Origin of the sequence: Cytobacillus sp. IB215665 (genome assembly GCF_033963835.1) — a bacterium.
GTDB lineage: Bacteria > Bacillota > Bacilli > Bacillales > SM2101 > Nanhaiella.
Window position 1 is genome coordinate 312757 of sequence record NZ_JAXBME010000002.1, and the last position, 21006, is coordinate 333762.

General features: G+C 34.0%; 19 protein-coding genes and 1 tRNA gene. 16 read left to right on the forward strand and 4 right to left on the reverse strand.

What is annotated here, in order from left to right; all coding sequences use genetic code 11:
• The first annotated feature begins 36 nt into the window (after positions 1-36).
• The 9 genes from SLH52_RS03495 (at position 37) to phoU (ending at position 10116) form a co-directional block, all read left to right on the forward strand.
• A tRNA-Ile gene (locus tag SLH52_RS03495) sits at positions 37-110 on the forward strand.
• Between the two features lie 261 nt (positions 111-371).
• On the forward strand, positions 372-980 hold the full coding sequence (gene sodA, locus SLH52_RS03500; protein WP_320207900.1) for a superoxide dismutase SodA: 609 nt from the start codon (positions 372-374) through the stop codon (positions 978-980).
• A 338-nt stretch (positions 981-1318) separates the two neighbouring features.
• Positions 1319-2611 (forward strand): MFS transporter, encoded by a 1293-nt coding sequence (locus tag SLH52_RS03505; protein WP_320207901.1) that lies wholly within the window; start codon positions 1319-1321, stop codon positions 2609-2611.
• Positions 2612-2705: 94 nt separating this feature from the next.
• The gene (locus tag SLH52_RS03510) at positions 2706-4865 is read left to right on the forward strand and encodes a penicillin-binding protein 2 (protein ID WP_320207902.1); all 2160 of its coding nucleotides are present in this window, start codon (positions 2706-2708) and stop codon (positions 4863-4865) included.
• 497 nt (positions 4866-5362) lie between these two features.
• The gene (locus SLH52_RS03515; protein WP_320207903.1) at positions 5363-6319 is read left to right on the forward strand and encodes a PstS family phosphate ABC transporter substrate-binding protein; all 957 of its coding nucleotides are present in this window, start codon (positions 5363-5365) and stop codon (positions 6317-6319) included.
• A gap of 117 nt (positions 6320-6436) precedes the next feature.
• Positions 6437-7345, forward strand: coding sequence for a phosphate ABC transporter permease subunit PstC (gene pstC / locus SLH52_RS03520; RefSeq protein ID WP_413785484.1), 909 nt, complete (start codon positions 6437-6439; stop codon positions 7343-7345).
• Between the two features lies 1 nt (position 7346).
• The gene (gene pstA / locus SLH52_RS03525; RefSeq protein WP_320207904.1) at positions 7347-8225 is read left to right on the forward strand and encodes a phosphate ABC transporter permease PstA; all 879 of its coding nucleotides are present in this window, start codon (positions 7347-7349) and stop codon (positions 8223-8225) included.
• Positions 8226-8390: 165 nt separating this feature from the next.
• Positions 8391-9218 (forward strand): phosphate ABC transporter ATP-binding protein PstB, encoded by an 828-nt coding sequence (gene pstB / locus SLH52_RS03530; RefSeq protein ID WP_320207905.1) that lies wholly within the window; start codon positions 8391-8393, stop codon positions 9216-9218.
• 238 nt (positions 9219-9456) lie between these two features.
• Positions 9457-10116 (forward strand): phosphate signaling complex protein PhoU, encoded by a 660-nt coding sequence (phoU, locus tag SLH52_RS03535; RefSeq protein ID WP_320207906.1) that lies wholly within the window; start codon positions 9457-9459, stop codon positions 10114-10116.
• A gap of 216 nt (positions 10117-10332) precedes the next feature.
• On the opposite strand, the gene SLH52_RS03540 is transcribed toward phoU, so the two are convergent.
• The 3 genes from SLH52_RS03540 to rpmG all read right to left on the reverse strand — a co-directional run bounded on the left by SLH52_RS03540 (position 10333) and on the right by rpmG (position 11688).
• Positions 10333-10830, reverse strand: a complete 498-nt coding sequence (locus tag SLH52_RS03540) for a hypothetical protein (protein ID WP_320207907.1) — start codon at positions 10828-10830, stop codon at positions 10333-10335.
• Positions 10823-11212 carry a hypothetical protein gene (locus SLH52_RS03545; protein WP_320207908.1) on the reverse strand — a complete coding sequence of 130 codons (390 nt, stop codon included), beginning with the start codon at positions 11210-11212 and terminating at the stop codon, positions 10823-10825. Before SLH52_RS03545 ends, SLH52_RS03540 begins: the two co-directional genes overlap by 8 nt.
• A 326-nt stretch (positions 11213-11538) precedes the next feature.
• Positions 11539-11688 carry a 50S ribosomal protein L33 gene (gene rpmG / locus SLH52_RS03550; RefSeq protein WP_214480264.1) on the reverse strand — a complete coding sequence of 50 codons (150 nt, stop codon included), beginning with the start codon at positions 11686-11688 and terminating at the stop codon, positions 11539-11541.
• A 492-nt stretch (positions 11689-12180) separates the two neighbouring features.
• On the opposite strand from rpmG, the gene SLH52_RS03555 reads away from it, so the two are divergent.
• The 6 genes from SLH52_RS03555 to SLH52_RS03580 all read left to right on the forward strand — a co-directional run bounded on the left by SLH52_RS03555 (position 12181) and on the right by SLH52_RS03580 (position 18154).
• Entirely contained in the window at positions 12181-12750 is a 570-nt protein-coding gene (locus tag SLH52_RS03555; RefSeq protein WP_320207909.1) for a 5-formyltetrahydrofolate cyclo-ligase, read from the forward strand.
• Positions 12743-13528 carry a DUF92 domain-containing protein gene (locus SLH52_RS03560; protein ID WP_320207910.1) on the forward strand — a complete coding sequence of 262 codons (786 nt, stop codon included), beginning with the start codon at positions 12743-12745 and terminating at the stop codon, positions 13526-13528. The genes SLH52_RS03555 and SLH52_RS03560 overlap by 8 nt, the downstream gene beginning before the upstream one ends.
• A gap of 293 nt (positions 13529-13821) precedes the next feature.
• Positions 13822-14772 carry an L-lactate dehydrogenase gene (locus SLH52_RS03565; protein ID WP_320207911.1) on the forward strand — a complete coding sequence of 317 codons (951 nt, stop codon included), beginning with the start codon at positions 13822-13824 and terminating at the stop codon, positions 14770-14772.
• A gap of 377 nt (positions 14773-15149) precedes the next feature.
• Positions 15150-15332: a hypothetical protein gene (locus SLH52_RS03570; RefSeq protein ID WP_320207912.1), complete on the forward strand. Its 183-nt coding sequence runs from the start codon at positions 15150-15152 to the stop codon at positions 15330-15332.
• 334 nt (positions 15333-15666) lie between these two features.
• Positions 15667-16389: an HAD family hydrolase gene (locus SLH52_RS03575; RefSeq protein ID WP_320207913.1), complete on the forward strand. Its 723-nt coding sequence runs from the start codon at positions 15667-15669 to the stop codon at positions 16387-16389.
• Positions 16390-16606: 217 nt separating this feature from the next.
• The gene (locus SLH52_RS03580; protein WP_320207914.1) at positions 16607-18154 is read left to right on the forward strand and encodes a rhomboid family intramembrane serine protease; all 1548 of its coding nucleotides are present in this window, start codon (positions 16607-16609) and stop codon (positions 18152-18154) included.
• Here SLH52_RS03580 and SLH52_RS03585 read toward each other — a convergent pair.
• Positions 18126-19007, reverse strand: a complete 882-nt coding sequence (locus tag SLH52_RS03585; protein WP_320207915.1) for a hypothetical protein — start codon at positions 19005-19007, stop codon at positions 18126-18128. The genes SLH52_RS03580 and SLH52_RS03585 overlap by 29 nt on opposite strands.
• Positions 19008-19418: 411 nt before the next feature.
• Here SLH52_RS03585 and SLH52_RS03590 point away from each other — a divergent pair, with 411 nt between their 5' ends.
• Positions 19419-20882 (forward strand): spore germination protein, encoded by a 1464-nt coding sequence (locus tag SLH52_RS03590; protein WP_320207916.1) that lies wholly within the window; start codon positions 19419-19421, stop codon positions 20880-20882.
• The last annotated feature ends 124 nt before the right edge of the window (positions 20883-21006 follow it).

Consider the following 21006-nt stretch of genomic DNA (forward strand, 5'->3'; position numbering starts at 1 on the left):
TACAATGTTAGTATGGTAATATGGAGCTTTTGACATGGACCCTTAGCTCAGTTGGTTAGAGCTGACGGCTCATAACCGTCCGGTCGCAGGTTCGAGTCCTGCAGGGTCCATCTAAGCAAGCCTTTCATTAATATATTGAAGGCTTTTTTTGTTTGATTGAATGAGAAGAGTCAAAAATACATATAGTAAATTAGGGTTTGTTACAAGCAAATTAATTGAAATATTGTGGAAAATTTGCTAATCTATAAGCAACGAACTTAAGAAACATTCATGTTTAGTAATTATGAAAATGAATGTTGCCCAGTTCACATTTAGTGTTCAAAAGTCTATGATTGAACACTATTCATTACATAATTTGAGGAGGAATTATTATGGCATTTGAATTACCAAAATTACCTTATGAATATGATGCATTAGCACCTCACATTGACAAAGAAACGATGACAATTCATCACACAAAACATCACAATGCTTATGTAACAAATCTTAATGCTGCATTAGAAGGAAATGAAGAGCTTCTAAGCAAAAGCATTGAAGATCTAATGGGTAACTTAGACGCTGTTCCTGAAGCTGCTCGTACTGCAGTACGTAACAACGGTGGAGGTCATGCGAACCATAGCTTATTCTGGACGATTTTATCACCAAATGGTGGGGGCGCACCAACTGGTGAGCTTGCAGATGAGATAAACAATAAGTTCGGAAGCTTTGACAGCTTCAAAGAAGCGTTTGCAAAAGCTGGAGCTACTCGATTTGGTTCAGGTTGGGCATGGTTAGTTGTTAACAACGGTGAGCTAGAAGTGACGAGCACACCAAACCAAGATACACCACTTATGGATGGGAATACGCCAATTCTTGGATTAGATGTATGGGAGCATGCCTATTACTTAAACTATCAAAACCGTCGCCCAGATTACATTTCAGCTTTTTGGAATGTTGTAAATTGGGATGAAGTAGCAAAGCTTTATTCAGCTGCGAAATAAATAGTAAACACTCAAACAACAGAGGATACAATCTCTGTTGTTTTTTTGTTATAAAGTTTTATTTATGCTGTTTTTCGGCATAATTTATTGTCTTTCGTAATAAAAGCAACAGAGTTTACGAAAAAAGCTATTCTAATGTTGTTTAATAAAACCAATTTATGTTACGTTTATTTCCCAACCTATTAATAGTTGTGTTCATGTTTATGTTAAACCATAATTTATACAGCAACAGTCTTTGCCTGCTTCATATATGTCATTTTAAAAAGCCTATTTCTATATACATAACTAAATCGCCTAATTGGAAAACTACTTTGTAGATAAAGAAGGGGAGTTTTTCAATGTCGGCTTTACGCAAGATAATTGGTGATGTGGATGTTAATAAGGATTTACTATTATTATTAATAATTGGAGGGCTGTATGCATTAAGTATTGCTTTATCAAATACATTCGTAAATGTGTATTTATGGAAGCAATCAGGTCAATTTAAAGATTTAGGGATTTACAACTTATCAATTGTTATTATGCAACCATTAACATTTATAGTGGCGGGAAGATGGGCAAAGAAGATCGATCGCGTTCTAGTACTAAGGCTAGGTGTAACATTTCTTGCAATATTTTTTATAGCTGTTCTTTTTTTTGGTGATCAAGCGTCTCGGTATTTAATAGTTCTTGGGGGACTGCTTGGAATTGGATACGGGTTTTATTGGTTGGCCTACAATGTACTTACCTTCGAAATAACTGAACCAGAAACACGTGATTTTTTTAATGGCTTTTTAGGAATCGTTACTTCATTCGGAGGAATGATCGGTCCAATAGCTGCGGGTTTTATAATATCTAGAATGGAAAAATTCACAGGTTACACAGTTATTTTTTCAATATCTCTTGCATTATTTATCGGGGCTGTAATATTTAGCTTGTTTTTACAACCAAGAGCGGCAGAAGGTGAATTTGTATTAAAGAGAATCATCCAAGAACGAAGGTATAACAAAAATTGGGCAAATATTACAAATGCGCACTTTTTTCAAGGTGTACGAGAAGGAACCTTTGTCTTTGTTGTTTCTGTCTTAGTATTTATTACAACGAATAGTGAATTAGCACTAGGGACATTTGGGTTAGTTAATTCAGCTATTTCATTTGTTGCATATTATTTAGCAACGCGATTAATAAAACAAAAATATCGAAAAAAGGCAATCTTATTAGGTGGCTTGTTGCTATATATGTCCATTTTTTTAATATTGTTTAATGTCACTTATACAAAGCTCATTATGTATGCCATCGCCATCGCAATTGCTTATCCGATGCTTTTAGTTCCATACATTTCATTAACTTATGATGTTATTGGCAAAGGATGGAATGCAGCACAAATGAGAATTGAATATATTGTCGTACGTGAGTTGTTTTTAAATGGTGGAAGGATTGTCTCAATTTTACTATTTTTAATCGCAGTTTCTTTTTTTGATGAACAAGTAAGTATCCCAATCTTGTTAGCCATCATAGGTACCGGTCACGCGTTCATTTATCTTTTTATAAGAAATATCGAGTTTGTAGATGAAAAAAATGTAGAATCAAATAAACAAGCTGACGAATGTACTCAACAAGTTGGAAATCGAGAAGGTGGTTCATCTGTATAGTTGAATTGCCTTTTTCATATTTTAACAATGGAAAATTCAGCTGCTATTATATAAAATAAATATTAATGAAATAATTAATGTAGTAGGTGAATGAATGAAAAAGAAACAGAAAAAAAATAAAAAGAAAAGGAATCATCTCCCATTTCGGTTGAATGTGTTATTTTTTATCGTTTTTTTACTATTTTCTACCCTGATTTTAAAGCTTGGTCTTACTCAGATCGTTTACGGGGAAGATTACAAACGTGAAATTGAAAAAAAAGAAGAGGTGACTGTTAGCGCATCCGTTCCAAGAGGAAAAATATATGATAGGAACGGTAATGTCATTGTGGATAATATACCGTTAAACGCGATTACATATACAGGTTTTCAAGGTACAACAGCGGATGAGCGTCTCGAGGTTGCGAGAGATCTTGCAATATTTATTGATAAGGATACTGAAAGTGTAACTGAACGTGATAAAAAAGACTTTTGGCTGTTAACACACCCTGAAGAAGCTTTAGAAAAAATAACAAAAGAAGAATTAAACAAAGAAGATGACGGTGAACTTGAAGCAAAAGATATATATAAGCTTCAGCTTGATAGAATCACTGAAGAGGAACTTGCCACAATAACTGGACAAGAGTTAGAAGTCTTAGCAATATATAGAGAATTTAGTGGATATGCACTCACACCACAAATCGTCAAAAGTAGAAGTGAAAATGAGAATGATGAAGTTACTGAAGAAGAGTATGCAGTTGTAAGTGAACATTTAGCTCAATTGCCTGGTGTGGATACGACCACAGATTGGTTACGTGAATACCCATACGGTGATACCTTTCGAACAGTATTGGGAAATATTACATCTTCAAAGGAAGGATTACCTTCTGAAGTAGAAGACTATTATGTCGCCAAAGAATATAGTCGTAATGACCGTGTAGGTAAAAGCTATATTGAGAAGCAATACGAAGAAGTGTTACATGGACAAAAAGAGAAGGTAAAAAATATTACAGACAAGGCAGGCAATCCACTTGATCAGGAAGTAATTACTGAAGGTGAAAACGGTAAAGATCTTGTTCTTTCTATTGATATGGATTTGCAAATTGCTGTTGAACAAATTATTGAAGAAGAATTATTAAATGCAAAAAGCAAACCAGGATCTGCATTTTTAGACCGTGCTTTTGTTGTTATGATGAATCCATCAACTGGAGAAGTGCTTTCGTTAGCAGGAAAGCAATATACGACAAATGAACAAGGTGAAGTAGAGCTTTGGGATTATGCTATCGGGACCTTTCAAGAAGCTTTTGAAATGGGATCAACAGTGAAAGGCGCAACTTTGTTAACTGGGTATGAAACAGGTGTTGTTAATCCTGGTGAGAGGAAATTAGACGAGGTATTATATATTAAAGGTTCTCCCCCAAAAAAATCATGGGAGGTAATGGGCCGGATTAATGATCTATATGCTCTTAAAAGGTCATCGAACGTATATATGTTTAAAATTGCAATTTCATTATTAGGTGGAGAATATCAAAGAAACCAACCTATACCATCAAATCCAGAAGCGTTTGATTTATTTCGCTACTATTTTAACCAATTCGGACTGGGAATAAAAACAGGAATTGATTTGCCAGGAGAAGGAACTGGTTATGTGGGACAAGACACAACCTCAGGTTTACTGCTAGACATGGCCATTGGACAATATGATACATATACGCCTCTACAGCTTACACAATATGTGTCAACGATAGCCAATGGTGGTTATAGAATTAAGCCTCAAGTTGTGAAGGATATTCATGAGCCATCTCCCGACCAAGAAGGGTTGGGACCTGTATTAAAAGAATTTGAACCTTTGGTGTTAAATAAGATTGACATGAAGACAGAATATATTGAACAAGTGCAAGAAGGGTTTCGTCAAGTTATGCAGGAAACTGGAGGAACAGCCTTCGGTCATTTCGGAGCGAGTACTTACAAACCTGCTGGAAAAACAGGAACAGCTGAGGTATATCCAGACGGAGAAACACTTGCTTATAACTTAACATTAATTGGATATGCTCCATTCGATAATCCTGAGGTCTCATTTGCTGTTGTTGTTCCAAACGCTGATACAACAGGTAAAAGTCAAATAAACAAAGATATTGGTAAAAGGATCTTGGACACATATTTTGATCTCAAACAACAAAGGGCAAGTGGTACAACACAGCAATCTACGGAAGAAGCTACTAATACAGAGTCGGAGTCAGAAGTAATTGATACAACAACTGAAGATGAAAGTGAATAAAGGTTTACAATTTTAAAAAAAGCACTTCAACTTTGAGTGCTTTTTTTGCTGTTTTCGCAATGAGTATTGAGAAATAAATATGTATCTTTGATCATTAGTGGCTGCTTTTCTTCTATATGATAGTTAAATAAATACTTACAACATTTACAAATAAGGTCAGTTGTAATGTTAATACAAATTATACTGATCATTAAAACCTTGCCGAGTCACTTCACTTTTCCTATCGGCTTTTCTTCGAACTAAGGATAAACACGTATATTCATACAGCTATTCTTCTATAAAACTATGACAATCTCAGAAAAATACATTTAGCTAGTCTAACTTACTAGCATTAGTAATAATTTTTTCAAAAAGAAGCTTATTATTCAACAAAATTCAGCATAATATTCGATCTTTACAATAGTTTAACAAATGGTTAAAACCACATTAATAGTCAAGCGTTATTCTAATAACGGTAAGACAAAACAAACGAATTTTTCCTAGGGGGAATAATGAAGATGAAGAACTTTAAAGTTTTAGCATTATCAACAATGTTAGGAGCAACTATGGCTTTTTCAGCAGCTTGTGGCTCCGATGAAGCATCAGATGATAACACTCAATCTGAAGCTGGAGATAAACTTCAAGGATCGGTCATCATAGACGGCTCTTCTACTGTATTTCCTATTATGGAAGCAGTAGCATACGAATATTATAGTGTGCAACCAGAAGTAGAGGTTCCAGTTGGATTATCTGGTTCAGGAGGAGGCTTTAAAAAATTCGTCGTAGGGGAAACGGATTTAAGCAATGCTTCACGTCCGATTAAGCAAGAAGAAGCGGATATAGCTAAAGAAAATAATATTGAATATATTGAATTAGAGCTTGCATTTGATGGCTTAACGATTGTAGTAAACAAAACTAATGACTTTGCAAAAGATTTAACTGTTGAAGATTTACGAAAGATTTGGTTAGAAAACGATTCTCTTGAAACAAAAAAATGGTCTGACATAAATCCTGATTGGCCAGCAGAAGAAATAGAATTTTATGCTCCAGGCACAGATTCAGGAACATATGATTACTTTGATGAAGTCATTTTAGAGGAACAACAAATTGAAGAAGATAACATTACGTTATCAGAAGATGATAACACGCTTGTCACAGGTGTTTCTGGTGATGATTATGCTATTGGGTTCTTCGGATATGCTTATTACCTAGAAAATCAAGATAAATTAACTGCTGTAAAAATTAACGGGGTTAAACCTAATGGGGACACAATTGAAACAGGTGAATATACACCTTTATCACGTCCTTTATTCACATATGTTAATGTTGAATCTTTAGGTGAAGCACAAGTATATGATTTTGTTCATTATACATTAGAAAATGCAGCTACAGCAGCTGAAGAAGTTGGTTACGTACGTTTACCTCAAGAACAATATGATGAGCAATTGGCAAAAATTGAAGAACACAAAAAATAAAGAAAGAACATGTAGTGAGAAGCGGTGGGTGATGCTTCTCACTCTGTTATGGGTGGAAAGGGGTTTTCATTAGTGGCTATCGAAAGACCAAATATAGATAGATATTCAGTCAAAGAGATGATTCAAGAAAACAAACAGAAAAAGGGCATTTCAAACATGGCTGAAAAGTTAGTACCAAAAATATTATTTATTACTGCACTTATCTCTGTATTAACTACGGTAGGGATTATCTTTACCCTTATATTTGAGACGATAACTTTCTTTAATAGAGTATCAATTGTAGATTTTTTTACGTCAACAGCTTGGAAACCATTCTCATCTAGTAATCCATCCTATGGTATAGGTGCATTGATTTCAGGTACATTGCTAATTACAGTCATTGCAATGATTGTGGCAATACCGATCGGTGTTGCTTCAGCTATATTTTTGAGTGAATATGCTTCAGAAAAGACTAGAAAGACTATAAAACCGATTCTTGAAGTGCTAGCTGGAATCCCGACGATTGTTTATGGTTTTTTTGCATTAACGTTTGTAACACCTATACTTCAAAAGATTATTCCTGGTTTATCAATTTTTAACGCCTTGAGTCCAGGTATCGTTGTTGGAATAATGATTATTCCAATGGTTGCCTCATTATCTGAAGATGCGATGAGCTCGGTTCCTAATAAAATTCGTGAGGGAGCATTAGCTTTAGGTGCAACGAAGTTTGAAGTAGCAATCAAAGTTGTTCTTCCTGCAGCTTTATCTGGTATCATTGCCTCATTTGTCTTAGCTATTTCTAGGGCGATTGGTGAAACGATGATTGTAACTGTTGCAGGTGGTGCAACACCTACATTTTCATTAGACGTTACGCAATCGATACAAACGATGACTGCTTACATCGTACAAGTGAGTCTAGGTGATGCGGGCTATGGAACAACGATTTATTACAGTGTTTATGCAGTAGGGATGACCCTATTCGTATTTACTTTAATAATGAATTTGATTGCTCGTTATATTTCACGCCGCTTCAGGGAGGAATATTAACATGAAGTTAATTGATAAAGATCATGTTCAACGCTTAATGTCAAGAAGACTATTGATAAATAATTTGTATAAAATTCTTTTTTATGCTGCAACAATGTTTGGATTAGTTGTGTTAGCAATGTTATTGTATCGGGTATTGACTCAAGGATTAAGCTGGTTAGATTTAGACTTTTTACAAAATAATGCTGCTCCAAGAGCAGAACGGGCAGGAATTAAAGCAGCGTTAATTGGCTCGATTTGGCTAATGGCTGTCGTTGCTCCTGTTTCAATGATTATTGGTATAGGAACCGCTATTTATCTAGAGGAATACGCGAAGAAAAATCGTTTTAATGATTTTATTCAAACAAATATTTCAAATTTAGCGGGAGTACCATCAATCGTTTTTGGTTTATTAGGATTAACAGTATTTGTTAGAGCTTTACATTTAGGCACAAGTGTATTGGCTGCGGGGTTGACGATGAGCTTATTAATATTGCCAGTTATCGTTGTTGCATCACAAGAAGCGATAAAAGCTGTGCCGAATGAATTAAGAGAAGCATCTTATGGTATGGGGGCAACGAAATGGCAAACAATTCGTAGAGTAGTTTTACCTGCTGCCATCCCAGGTATGTTAACAGGTAGTATTTTAGCGCTTTCTCGTGCAATTGGAGAAACTGCTCCATTAGTAGTTGTTGGAATTCCAACCTTTGTTATGTTCTTACCAGATAATTTATTAGACTCATTTACTGCCATGCCATTACAAATATACAACTGGACTGGAAGGCCACAAGAAGATTTTCAACATGTAGCTGCAGCCGGAATTATTGTGTTGTTGGTTGTCTTAATTGTTATGAATTCAATAGCTGTATTTATTAGAAATAGATTTGAAAAACGTTATTAATAAGAGATGCTGTTTGAAAGCTATGTTGTCCTCTTTACTAAATTACAACAATAAAACGAGGTTTTATCCACGTAGGTATAATTTTAAACGTTATTAGTTCTAGCTATGAAAAGTGAAAGCAGCCTAAAAAATAGAGAACAATAAAATGATGATGGAGGGTTTTCAATGAACATTACAACGGTAAAGCAGCAAGATAGTCAAAATGTAATAGGTGCAGCTTCGAAGGCATCTGTTAACAAGGAAATTGTCTACCAAACGTCGAATCTTAATTTATGGTACGGAGAAGATCATGCATTAAAAAATATTGACCTAGATATAGCAGAAAATGAAGTAACAGCAATCATTGGGCCATCTGGGTGTGGAAAGTCGACATTTATTAAAACACTGAACAGAATGGTTGAGCTTATTCCTATTGTGAAGACATCAGGACAAATTTCATACAGAGGTAAGAATATTTTTGACAAGTCTTATCGGGTCGAGGAGCTTCGTACACAAGTAGGGATGGTTTTCCAAAAACCAAATCCGTTTCCAAAATCAATTTACGAAAATATTGTATATGGTCCAAAGATACATGGGATTAAAAATAAAAAGGTGCTGGATGAAATTGTAGAGAAAAGTCTAAGAGGAGCGGCAATTTGGGATGAGGTAAAAGACCGCCTTCATGAAAATGCATATGGTTTATCAGGCGGGCAGCAGCAACGTCTTTGTATTGCAAGGTGCTTAGCAATTGAACCAGACGTAATTTTAATGGACGAACCGACTTCAGCATTAGATCCAATCTCTACTTTAAAAGTAGAAGAGCTTATACAGGAGTTAAAGCAACAGTACAGTATTATCATTGTTACACATAATATGCAGCAGGCAGCTCGTATTTCAGAGAAAACCGCATTTTTCTTAAGCGGTGAGGTAATTGAGTTTTCAAATACTGATAAACTATTTTCAACGCCTAATGATAAACGAACTGAAGATTATATAACTGGTCGCTTCGGGTAAAAGACGTGATAAAAAAACAGGTCAGAATTTAGTTCGGAAGTGAGATCGCCTTTTTGGGAAGCATCCATTGCTGACTAGTATTAGGTAATTTACTTTTTTGGAGTTAATAGAATACGCTGAAATCGTATTTCATGATGAAGGAAGCAACTTTGGATCAGTAAGTTTTGTATAAGTGAAATTTTTTCCAAGACTTTTAACCGTAATATAAGGTAATCCATATATGATTGGAGAGAAAAGCATGGTTGTACGAGGAGCATTTGAACTTGATTTACAAGTACTAAAGGATAAATTAGTAGAGCTAGGTCAACTTACAGATCAAGCATTAAACGACTCAATAGAAGCACTTACTACTCAAAATATTGATCAGGCATTAACAGTCATAGATGACGATACACCGATAGATCTATTAGACGAAGAAATAAATGATTTTGCTATTTTATTAATTACAAAGCAACAACCTGTAGCTATTGATTTACGAAGGATTATAGTAGCAATAAAAGTATCTACAGATGTAGAACGAATTGCAGATTTTGCAGTTAATATCGCAAAAGCTACGATTAGAATTGGCGAAAAGAAGCACATAAAATCATTGGATAAGATCGTAAAGATGCAGGAGCATGCTATACAAATGTTAAATCTTGCAATACAAGCTTACGAAACAGAAGATGTCCTTTTAGCGAAAAAAGTGGTAGAGATGGACGATTTTGTTGATCAGTTATACGGTGAGAATATTAGAGAGCTTCTTGAGCTTACGAAGACTAACAGTGAACAAATGGCACAAATTACCCAGCTATCGTTTGTTTGTCGTTATATAGAACGCATAGCAGATCATGCAACGAACATTGCGGAAAATATCTTTTATATTGTTAAAGGAAAACGTTACGAGTTAAATGATTAAATAGAGCAAGTTCTTTCTTGTCGTTAGCTTTTAAACAGCAAAGTGGAATTATATATAAATTTTTGTATGAAAACGACTGAAATAATAAACCAACCTGATATATGATTCAGGTTGGTTTATCATGTTTCGGTCAGAAGACCCCCACTTCAAAGCGACACAATGCGAAGCGAGTGAAGGCTAAATGGGGGGAGTTTAATTATCGTCAAGTGTATATTATTATTCAAAAATCGTATTTCCAGTTAGTAAACTAACAATATTTTCAATTGTCATATTACTGTTAACCTCAAACTTTCCAACCTGAATTTGACGGCTAAGCTGTTGATCCATAAAGTATTGTTGTAGTTCTTTTCCGCTTGTTATAATTTTAGCTTCCTCTAGTATTGACGAAATTTCTGAGCTTGTCATACCAGTGTCAACTTGTAAATGGTATATACGAATAGGTTCTGATTGAGGTTCATGTTCATTTGTTATAGTATTATCTTCATTATTAACACTTTCGCTAAATTCATATTCTTGTATAATCAAGCTTTGTTCTTTTACTTGATCTTTTAATAACTTTATTTCAGCTTTAAGCTCTTCAGTCTCTGACATGACATGATCATCTGGTTTGTTCATGCTTTGTTCTGAGCTTGGTGTTATAAAGTAAATGGAGCCTAGGACGGTAGTAGCTGTAATCAAACCCGATGAAAATGCCCTTATACTTTGTTTATTCAACATGATCTCCTCTCATTCTGCTAATATGATTAACGATGATTCCAACCTCTTCTATTGTTAAAGAAGTTTCTTTAGCTATTTCTTCAACAGTTTGTCCTAGGTTCAATAATGATTGAATTTGCTCATGTTTAGCGTCATGTGTTGCTTTTGGTCGCAGATTTTCGTCTTGTTGAAAAATGTTATTCGGTAACACACTGTCGTTGACAAGAAGCTCTTCTTCCAAGATTTTTAGTTTCTTTTTTACTTGATAATTGTCTTGCATAACTGATAAGGATAATTGCTCTATTTGTTTTTCTAAGTCACTTACTTTATCTTTGCTAACAAATGAAACAATAAGTAAAATAATTGCAATAGCGAATAAAATAACAATTGCATATTCCATCAGATCACCCCAAAATATTCTATTTCTATATACTGTTATATCATAATTTCGTAATAGTTAGCTGTATAATATTAAAAAAGATAAGACTCTTTTTAATAACTTTGTTGTAATTAACATTAATGATAGTAAGATGAGTTTTTATCTGAACACTTAACTTTTACAAGTAGAAAAGGTGCTACGAAGCATAAATACATAAGTGTTTGAATGATAGTATGAAAAGCACCTTTGTGAAAGCAGTCAAATTGAGACTTACTATGTTTTCGGATGAAGTTAATCAAGTTATGTAGGTAAGAATAAAAAAAGCAGTAGGAATGTATTCCTACTACTTACTTAGTCTCACGATGAAGAGTTGATTTTTTATCTCTTGAGCAATATTTTTTAAGCTCAAGGCGATCTGGATTGTTTCGTTTATTTTTTTTAGAAATATAGTTACGCTCTCCACATTCTGTGCAAGCTAATGTAATATTTACACGCATGTTCATATCCCTCCAAACATTAAGCTTTAAATCAGACTATACAATAATACCATTATTCTATATGAAATTCTAGTGTCTTTTTATGATTTTCCTTAGAACACTTTTATCTACATTATGGAAATTACGAATGATGTATAGCGCTAAAATTCATAATCGTAATTCTATCCTTTTTTTCTCATTTTGTAAACTTTGTTGCTATTGCTATCAAATTAGAAGCACAAGAAGTTATATATGTTTGTCATCGTTTTAGAAAGGTGCCACACATTCTAGTCTTGTTGTGGACCTGTTTATTTCTTAATTTGAAAGCAACAATCTATGCGAAAACAACCTTTTGCAAAATCATTTAGAAGTGTTTGATTTTTTGCTACACTTAAAGAATAGATATCATCTGTTTTAATCTTTATCAGTACAGCGGTTGGAATGTAATTTCAATCATCTATCGTTTATGATAGAAATCCGAGTTCTAAGAAATTTATACTGAAGGTGATTATAATGGAAGAAAAGCGTAATCTGCGTAATAAAGTGAAAAAATCTTTACATAAAATAGATGATTACATCTACCATGATTGGTCTCATTTAATCGCTCAACGCCTGTTTTCACATCGTCTGTGGAAAGATTCAAATACAATTGGAATTACTATATCGAAAAGGCCGGAAGTTGATACAATTCCAATTATAGAAAAAGCATGGAAGCATAATAAAAAAGTCGTAGTACCAAAATGTCATCCGACAAAGAAGGAGATGACATTTAGGGAAATTAGCTCTTTTGATCAACTGGAAATTGTTTATTATGGCTTACAGGAACCTATAGAGGAACAAACAAAAGAGATAGCATCTCATGATATAGATTTATTATTTGTACCAGGGTTATGTTTTACAAAGACTGGAGATCGTCTAGGATTTGGTGGGGGATATTATGATCGATATTTAGTCAATTACATAGGTAATACAGTTTCGTTAGCCTTCGCTATTCAAATAGTGCAGGCTTTACCAACTGAACCATTTGACAAGCGTGTACAAAGAATTTTAACGAATGAAGAGGAAATTATTTGTAATGAATGATAATTATTTATTTTATTTTGCAATCATATTTGTAGCGGCTCTTAGCGGGAAAAGACTTAAATCACTATCTTTATCTGGTGCAATTGCTACAATCATCATTGGTGTAATTGTTATTTTAGGATTTGGCTGGAAAGGACTATTTATACTAGGTAGTTTTTTTGTAAGTTCAAGCCTGTGGAGTAAGTTCAAGCTGGATAAAAAAGCATTCGTAGTGGAAAAAGTGGCAAAAGGTGATGAGCGTGATTGGGTACAGGTTTTGGCGAATGGAGGTGTGCCAGCCTTTGCTAGTTTGTTATATTATTTAGACCCAGTAAATATTTGGTTATACCTTTTTTTAATATCTATTGCAGCGGCAAACGCAGATACGTGGGCTTCAGAGTTAGGTACTTTGAGTAAGCAGAAGCCTTTCTTAATTACCACAATGAGGAGAGTGGACCCAGGAACGTCTGGAGCGATGACAATATTAGGTACTGTTAGTTCGTTAGGTGGTGCTTATTTTATAGCAATACTTGCATCATTGATTTGGAATGAATTAACGTTATTATTGATACTATTCATTGGCTTATTCGGATTTATAGGTAGCTTAATTGATACACTACTCGGGGCGACTGTTCAAGTTGTATATCAATGCTCAAAGTGTTCGTTAGTTACTGAAAAAACAGAACATTGTGGTATGACTTGCAATCATTTGAAAGGCTACCCCTTTTTAAATAATGACATGATTAATTTATTAGCTATCACAATTTCGGCTCTAATGGGTGGGTTTATTTTACTATAAGTTATAATGATTATTTTCACTCTCTGATCAGTGAATAAAATTGTAACAATATCGCAATATATATAACGCTTACATAGTATTTCAAACGTTTGAAATTAGTGTATATTTATTACTGTAGGAACAAAGAAAACAACATTATCAATATCATTATAGTTAAATCGGCGTATATATTTATATTTCGGTCGTGCAGGAAACATCAACTTCCTTTGGGGAAATCGATTGAGAACTGTTGAAGTTATTTGAAGAATGCTTTAAGAGAAATTTATTGATATATAAGAAAGGTGGTATATATTATGGCTAATAATGTTAATCGTGTTGTACTTGTCGGAACTGGGGCAGTAGGTTCTAGTTATGCGTTTGCTCTTCTTAATCAAGGGGTAACAGAAGAATTAGTGTTAATTGATTTAAATAAAGAAAAATCAGAAGGGGATGCAATGGATTTAAACCATGGGGTTGCTTTTGCACCATCTCCTACGAAAATATGGTTTGGTGACTATAGTGATTGTCAAAAGGCTGACATCGTTGTTTTATGTGCTGGTGCAAATCAAAGACCAGGTGAAACTCGATTAGACCTTGTAGGAAAGAACGTTAAAATTTATAAAACAATTATTGATCAAGTAATGGCTAGTGGTTTTGATGGAATTTTCATCGTCGCTGCAAATCCAGTTGATATATTAACGTATGCTACATGGAAACTTTCTGGTTTACCAAAAGAACGTATTATTGGTTCAGGGACTATTTTAGATACAGCACGTTTTAGATATTTAATTGGTGATTATTTTAATGTAGATGCAAGAAATGTTCATGGTTATATAATCGGTGAGCATGGAGATACAGAGTTACCAGTTTGGAGCCATGCAGATATCGGTGGAAGATCAATTGTAGATATAGTAAATGATGAAAATGAATATAGTAAGGAAGACTTAGATGAAATATTCATTAATGTACGGGATGCAGCATACCAAATTATTGAACGCAAAGGTGCGACTTATTACGGGATAGCAATGGGCTTAGTTCGACTTACAAAAGCGATTTTACAAAATGAGAATTCTGTATTAACTGTATCTACTTACTTAAATGGGGAATACGGTGAGAAGGATGTTTATATTGGGGTTCCGGCTATCGTTAATCGACTGGGTATACGTGAAATCGTAGAATTAAAACTTGATAAAACTGAACAAGAGCAGTTTTCACATTCAGTCAAAGTCTTGAAGGACACTATGGAACCAGTGCTAGGAAGTTAAATATGTACAATAAAAAGGGGGAGACCCCTTTTTTTATTTAGCTATTATTGACCAGATAGTTGGTTCTATTAAATATTAAGATAATTATTTAATAAGACTCTTTACGTAAACTTTGTTGCTCATGTTGGTGTCCTAGAGGATTAAGATGTCCATTTATACACTTGTTATCATTTAATAGTAGAAAGACGCCAAGAAATCTAGTGTTTTAAAGTATGTAAACCTTAGTAAAATAAAAATAAGCAATGCAAATAGAGCTCTTTATTAAAGCTTGTTCGGTTCTTATATGTGTATGATTAAATTAGGTAGATAACCTTTTGGATATCCTATGGATAAAATGGCTTAAAAAGATAAAAGGTATATCTAAGGAGGGTGCACATATGGAACTAAGGTTTTTTCGATTTATTTTACTCATCGTGCTAGGGTTTTGTATGTATCGCTACCGTTATAGAGTAGCAGATGCTTTGTTACAGATACCTTTTGTTAGCAAAACGTTTGTCAGAATGACAATGAAGATTCCTTTTATTAGAGAACAATTTATTAACACAGCCTTTCGAGTCTAGTTAGACTCGAAAGGCTTATATTTGTTAATATATGTACTACTAGATATAATGGTAAAAAGACAAAGCTCTTTATTAGTTGTTGTTAATAGCAAAAAGGGTGGCTACTGCTACCGATAGAAAAGATATCACGAGTAGTAAATACGTTATTTAGTCCGAATATCATTCTTAAAATAAGATAAAGATGTCGTTAATCAGCAGCAAATCTAGCTGTACATATGTTTATTTTTTATATGGAAAACACCAAGTTTAAAAAAATGACATCCGTGAATTTTCTTGGTGTATAGGAACAGCAACACTCAAAGAGAGAACATCCTAAGACAAAAAGAGGGTACATATGTATTGGGATTTAATTGGATTTGATTTGGATAATACAATTGTTCATTATGAAAGAACGTTTCAAAGAGCAATGATACATTGTTATGAAGTATATATGTACACAAACCATCTTCACGACAAGATTGAAGCAGATATATGGTTTCCTGTTTTCAAAAAATATTGTGACATGTATTGGCCTCTATACGAAAACAATTGCATGTCTAGAAAGGAATATAGACGTAAGCGCTTCATTCATTCAGCTAATGAGCTTGGAATAAATGTATCAAATAACATGGCAGACGAATTTCAAGAAGAATTTGACCAAGTAGTTAGTAAATATACGATACCAATAGATGGAATTACGAGAATTTTATCAAGTTTAGTTCAAAAGCAACTTCGACTCGTTGTCATCTCTAACGGTAAAATGGATATACAATATAGAAAGATTATACAAATGGGCTTGCATACAATATTTCCAAAGGAATTTGTGATTGTTTCAGAAGATGTAGGTGTTGAAAAACCACATAAGCAAATTTTTGACTACGCGAAAAATGCTGTGAAAATGGAAGGAAAAAAAGCACTATACATAGGTGATTCATGGGAACTCGATGTGTTAGGTGCTAAACAAGCAGGCTGGGATGCAATTTATTTTAATACAAGAAATCAACAGCCTTCTACTAGAGATTGCATATACGGGATTTGTAACCATATAGATGAGCTGTCCGTATTGCTTAATCTATAGAAACACCATTATGTAAACTTTATTGCTATCGTACTAGAAGTTAAAGTTGTCGCCTTACGCAACTGCTATCGTTTTTTATAGAAGAAAAGATGGCACCAAAACAAGTTGTATACGTGTTTTATAGTTAAATGGCATAACGAAAATCTATGCGAAAACAGCCTATTAGAAAGAGTATATTAGTGAGTATATTCAAACAATTCAGAGGGGAGATTACCAATTGAGTTCTAAGCAAGACGTTTTGTACTGGGGGATTATCAATCAATTAGTAGTTCAAGAAAATTATAGGGTCCTAACTGTTTCTAATGATCACCATGAAATTTGGCTTGAGTCTACATCAAGAAAGAAAAGTAAAGTAATCAGAATATTGCGACACGATATTGATTGGAGTAATTGGCTCGAGCGTGACATGCAAGTAGTTCTACAAAAAGTCGATAGCTTGCGTAGAAAATCAATTAGAAGAGGTTTAGAAGTTGTAAATTTGTACATATCAACTTTCCCCCCTGTTGATGACTGGGAATTTCGAACTAAAGAGCCCCTTGTTGCTGGCAAGAATAGTGAAACGAAAGTACATTCATTTGTTATTCATTCAGAGAATATTCAAGAAGGATTAAGTGACATATCAAACTTACTTCAATTTCATCCACGTGTTGACACTAATAAGATTTTAACAGAGCCATTACTGTTAGAAAATCTAAAAAAAGAAGTATTTACAGTTGCACAACAAAAGGTCAAAACAGAACAACAATTGTTTCAGTATGGTAAACCTAGATGGACATATATTTTTATTATAATTCAATTAGGTATGTTCTTTTTATTGGAATTTAGTGGTGGGAGTCAAAGTTCCCAAGTATTAATGAAGTTTGGGGCAAAATACAATCCATCAATTCTGGCAGGTGAGTGGTGGAGATTTTTTACTCCTATGTTTTTACATATTGGCTTCTTACATTTGCTTATGAATACCTTAGCATTATATTATTTAGGGTCCGCGGTTGAAAAAATATTTGGTAGCACGAGATTTTTTATCATTTATATGTTTGCTGGTTTTTCAGGAACTTTGCTAAGCTTTGCCCTAAGTGCTTCACTATCAGCAGGAGCATCAGGAGCAATCTTTGGATGCTTTGGTGCTTTGTTATTTTTTGGAGTTATACATCCTAACTTGTTTTTTAGAACAATGGGTATGAATATACTTATAGTGATTGGCATCAATTTATTATTTGGGTTTAGCGTACCATCAATTGATAATGCAGGACATATTGGAGGGCTTATAGGTGGTTTCTTGGCGGCAAGCATTGTCCATTTGCCTAAACATAAGCACTTAGTGAAGCAGACGATATACTTATTAACTACTGTGATTTTTGTCTCTTTGTTTGCCTATTTAGGTTTTTCTTACCCTAAATTTGACCCTGCTGTATCCTTGTCAGTTGCACAAGAGTATATAGATAATGAGAGTTATGATGCGGCTTATGATTTATTGCAAAATACACCACAAGACCATCAATTTGAGGCAGACCAACTATTTTTATTATCTTATATAGAAATAAAACAAGGTAACTTTGATTTGGCTAAACAAAACCTACTAACAGTTATTGATATAGAACCGTTATATGATGAGGCTTATTTTAATTTAGCATTGATTTATACGAATGAAGGTAACTATGAACAAGCTTTAGAATTGTCGGAAGATGCATTAGATATAAAACCAAATAATAAAGATTATAAAGAACTATATACACAACTTATGAATTCGAAGGAATCTGCTGAATAAGTTTTATAGCTTCACCATCTCTTGTTTCAATTAAAATAATCAGATGAGTATAATCTTTACTTAGTAAAATAAGAGGTATGGTACTACCAACTGGCTCTATAATGGTACCATCCTTTTTTTTAATGCCCAGGAAATAATTTTTGTATAAACCCTCCCATAAATTACCTAGGATTTGTTGTGACTTTTCAGCATTATTATTAATTAATGGTTTGTCATTATATAGTACTATGTCTGAAAGTGGAATTTGAATATACTTTTTTAATGGTAATTGAAAATGATCAACTAAACGCTTCCAGCTATACTGTAATTGCTGTTTTACAGCATGATCTAAAACATACTTCCACTCCTTTTGTTCCTTATTTTCCGCTATACGAAATGATTGCAGGGGGGCAAATAAAGAATTAATTACATATAGCTCGTCAAAGCTCATTTGTTGGCTACTTTTAATGTTTAAATCATCATTATGTAATTCAGCATGATGGTAGGAGATTGTCACAAAGTATCTGCTTTCATCCGCTTGGATTTTTTTGTATTGAGCAATTTTCTCACTGTAATCCTCCCACTCTGAGAGAGTATCTAATAATCTCCCATTCGCATACAACAAAGAAATATCTTGTCTTAAATATGCTTCTCTATCTAGGATTGAGGTGACATCCCATTCAATGATATATTTATTATTTTTTGGTTTATCTAAAAGCGTAAGCGTGCTATCTGTATGAGTAAACGTTACATCAGGATCTATAGGGAAGTAAATGATGCTTTCTTGTGTAGAGTCATGTTGTACAAAAACGAACAATATAGCTGTGAAAATTGAAAAAAGAGCTAAAATGATAAAAAATGATCGTCTATTCATACTAACCCTCCGTAGCTTAGGAAAGATGTTAACTAACTAGCTAACTCATTTATTTAGGACTTACTTTATTCGAAAACATCGTTGCAATTGTTACCAACTTATAACATCCAGAAGTAGATTTTATTAGATTGCCATTGATGTAAGAAGCAAGGATACTACAAACTCTAGTTGTATTGATGTTTGGAACTTAGTAAGAAAACAACAAACAATACGAATAAAGCTACTATACTGATACATCTTTACATACTGAAAAATGCTTATTTTTCAAATTGGTGTAGACAACCATTAACAGGCATTTTATAAATATGTATGAACCAACTTGTACAAATATCCACTAATAGATCATTCAAATGTATTTTTTTTTGAAATAGAGTCAATGATGGTGGAAGAAGTTTGTTTGGTGGTGATGAGATGGACATGAAAAATAAAGTAACACCTGTTTCAGAAAACATAGATGAAAATATACAATTTTTACGCAAGGAATTGGGTGTTGGGAAAAGCTTTGATGTTATTCATTTAGACGTTGAATATGCTAAGAGAGATATGGCCTTATTTTTAATTGATGGATTTGCTAAAGATGATATACTCCATTATTTGATGAAGCTCTTATCCGAGTTAACAGAAGACCAACTTGAAAAAGAAGTATTGCAAAAACTTCTAAAAACTTATATTCCTTATGTGGAGGTTGAAAAGACAGATAATTTAGAGACTGTAGTTGATGCTGTGTTAGCAGGCCCTACAGCTTTAGTCGTTGATGGAATTGAACATGTCATTATCATTGATGCGAGAACATATCCTGTCAGAGGTCCAGAGGAACCCGATATTGAACGTGTTGTTCGAGGTGCAAGGGATGGTTACGTTGAAACAATAGTCTTTAATACTGCATTGACAAGGAGACGAATACGTGACCGAACATTACGTATGGAGTATATGCAAGTTGGTAGACGGTCAAAAACAGATATATGTATTTGTTATTTAGAGGATATCGCTGACACAGGGCTAGTAGAAGATATAAAGCAGTCATTAAATAAAATAGATACAGATGGTATACCTATGGCAGAAAAAACAATTGAGGAATTTATTTCAGGTAGACATTGGAACCCTTATCCGTTAGTTAGATACACGGAAAGACCTGACACCGCAGCAGCTCATATTTATGAAGGACATGTCATTATTATTGTCGATGGTTCTCCTAGCGTAATAATTACGCCTACAACATTTTGGCATCACTTACAGCATGCAGAAGAATATCGAAATAAACCAATTGTAGGAGCATATTTGCGTCTTGTACGCTTTGTAGCAATTTGGGCATCTCTCTTTCTATTACCATTGTGGTATTTATTTGCAAGCAACCCTGAATTATTACCAGAAGGGCTGGAATATTTAGCCCCTAATGATGTAGGAGAAATTCCGTTATTATTACAGATTGTGCTAATAGAAATAGGTATGGATATGTTAAGGATGGCATCAATACATACTCCATCTTCATTAGCTACTGCGCTAGGTTTAGTTGCAGCTATTTTAATTGGTCAGGTTGCTATTGAAGTGGGTATATTTATTAATGAAGTAGTTCTTTATTTTGCTGTTGCAGCTGTTGGAACTTTCGCCACACCTAGCTATGAAATGAGTATGGCAAACAGATTAATAAGAATTGCAATCTTATTATTTACTGCCATTTTTGGTCTAGCAGGCTTTATTATTAGTATTACGATATGGCTAGTGATGTTAGCGCGTATGAAATCATTCCATACACCTTATTTGTGGCCATTTTTACCCTTCTCTTATCGAGCTTTCAGAGATGTATTAGTTCGTGCGCCGATTCCATTGAAAAACAGAAGACCTACTATTTTACATCCCAAAGATCCCGATCGCTAGTAAAATGGTTAACATAATGTGGGTATGGAGAAAATCATGGGAAATTATTCCATGTGTTTGGAAATCCCACTCGAACTAAAGAATTAATTTGTCGTGAGTGTCATCTTTGGCACTCATTTTTTTG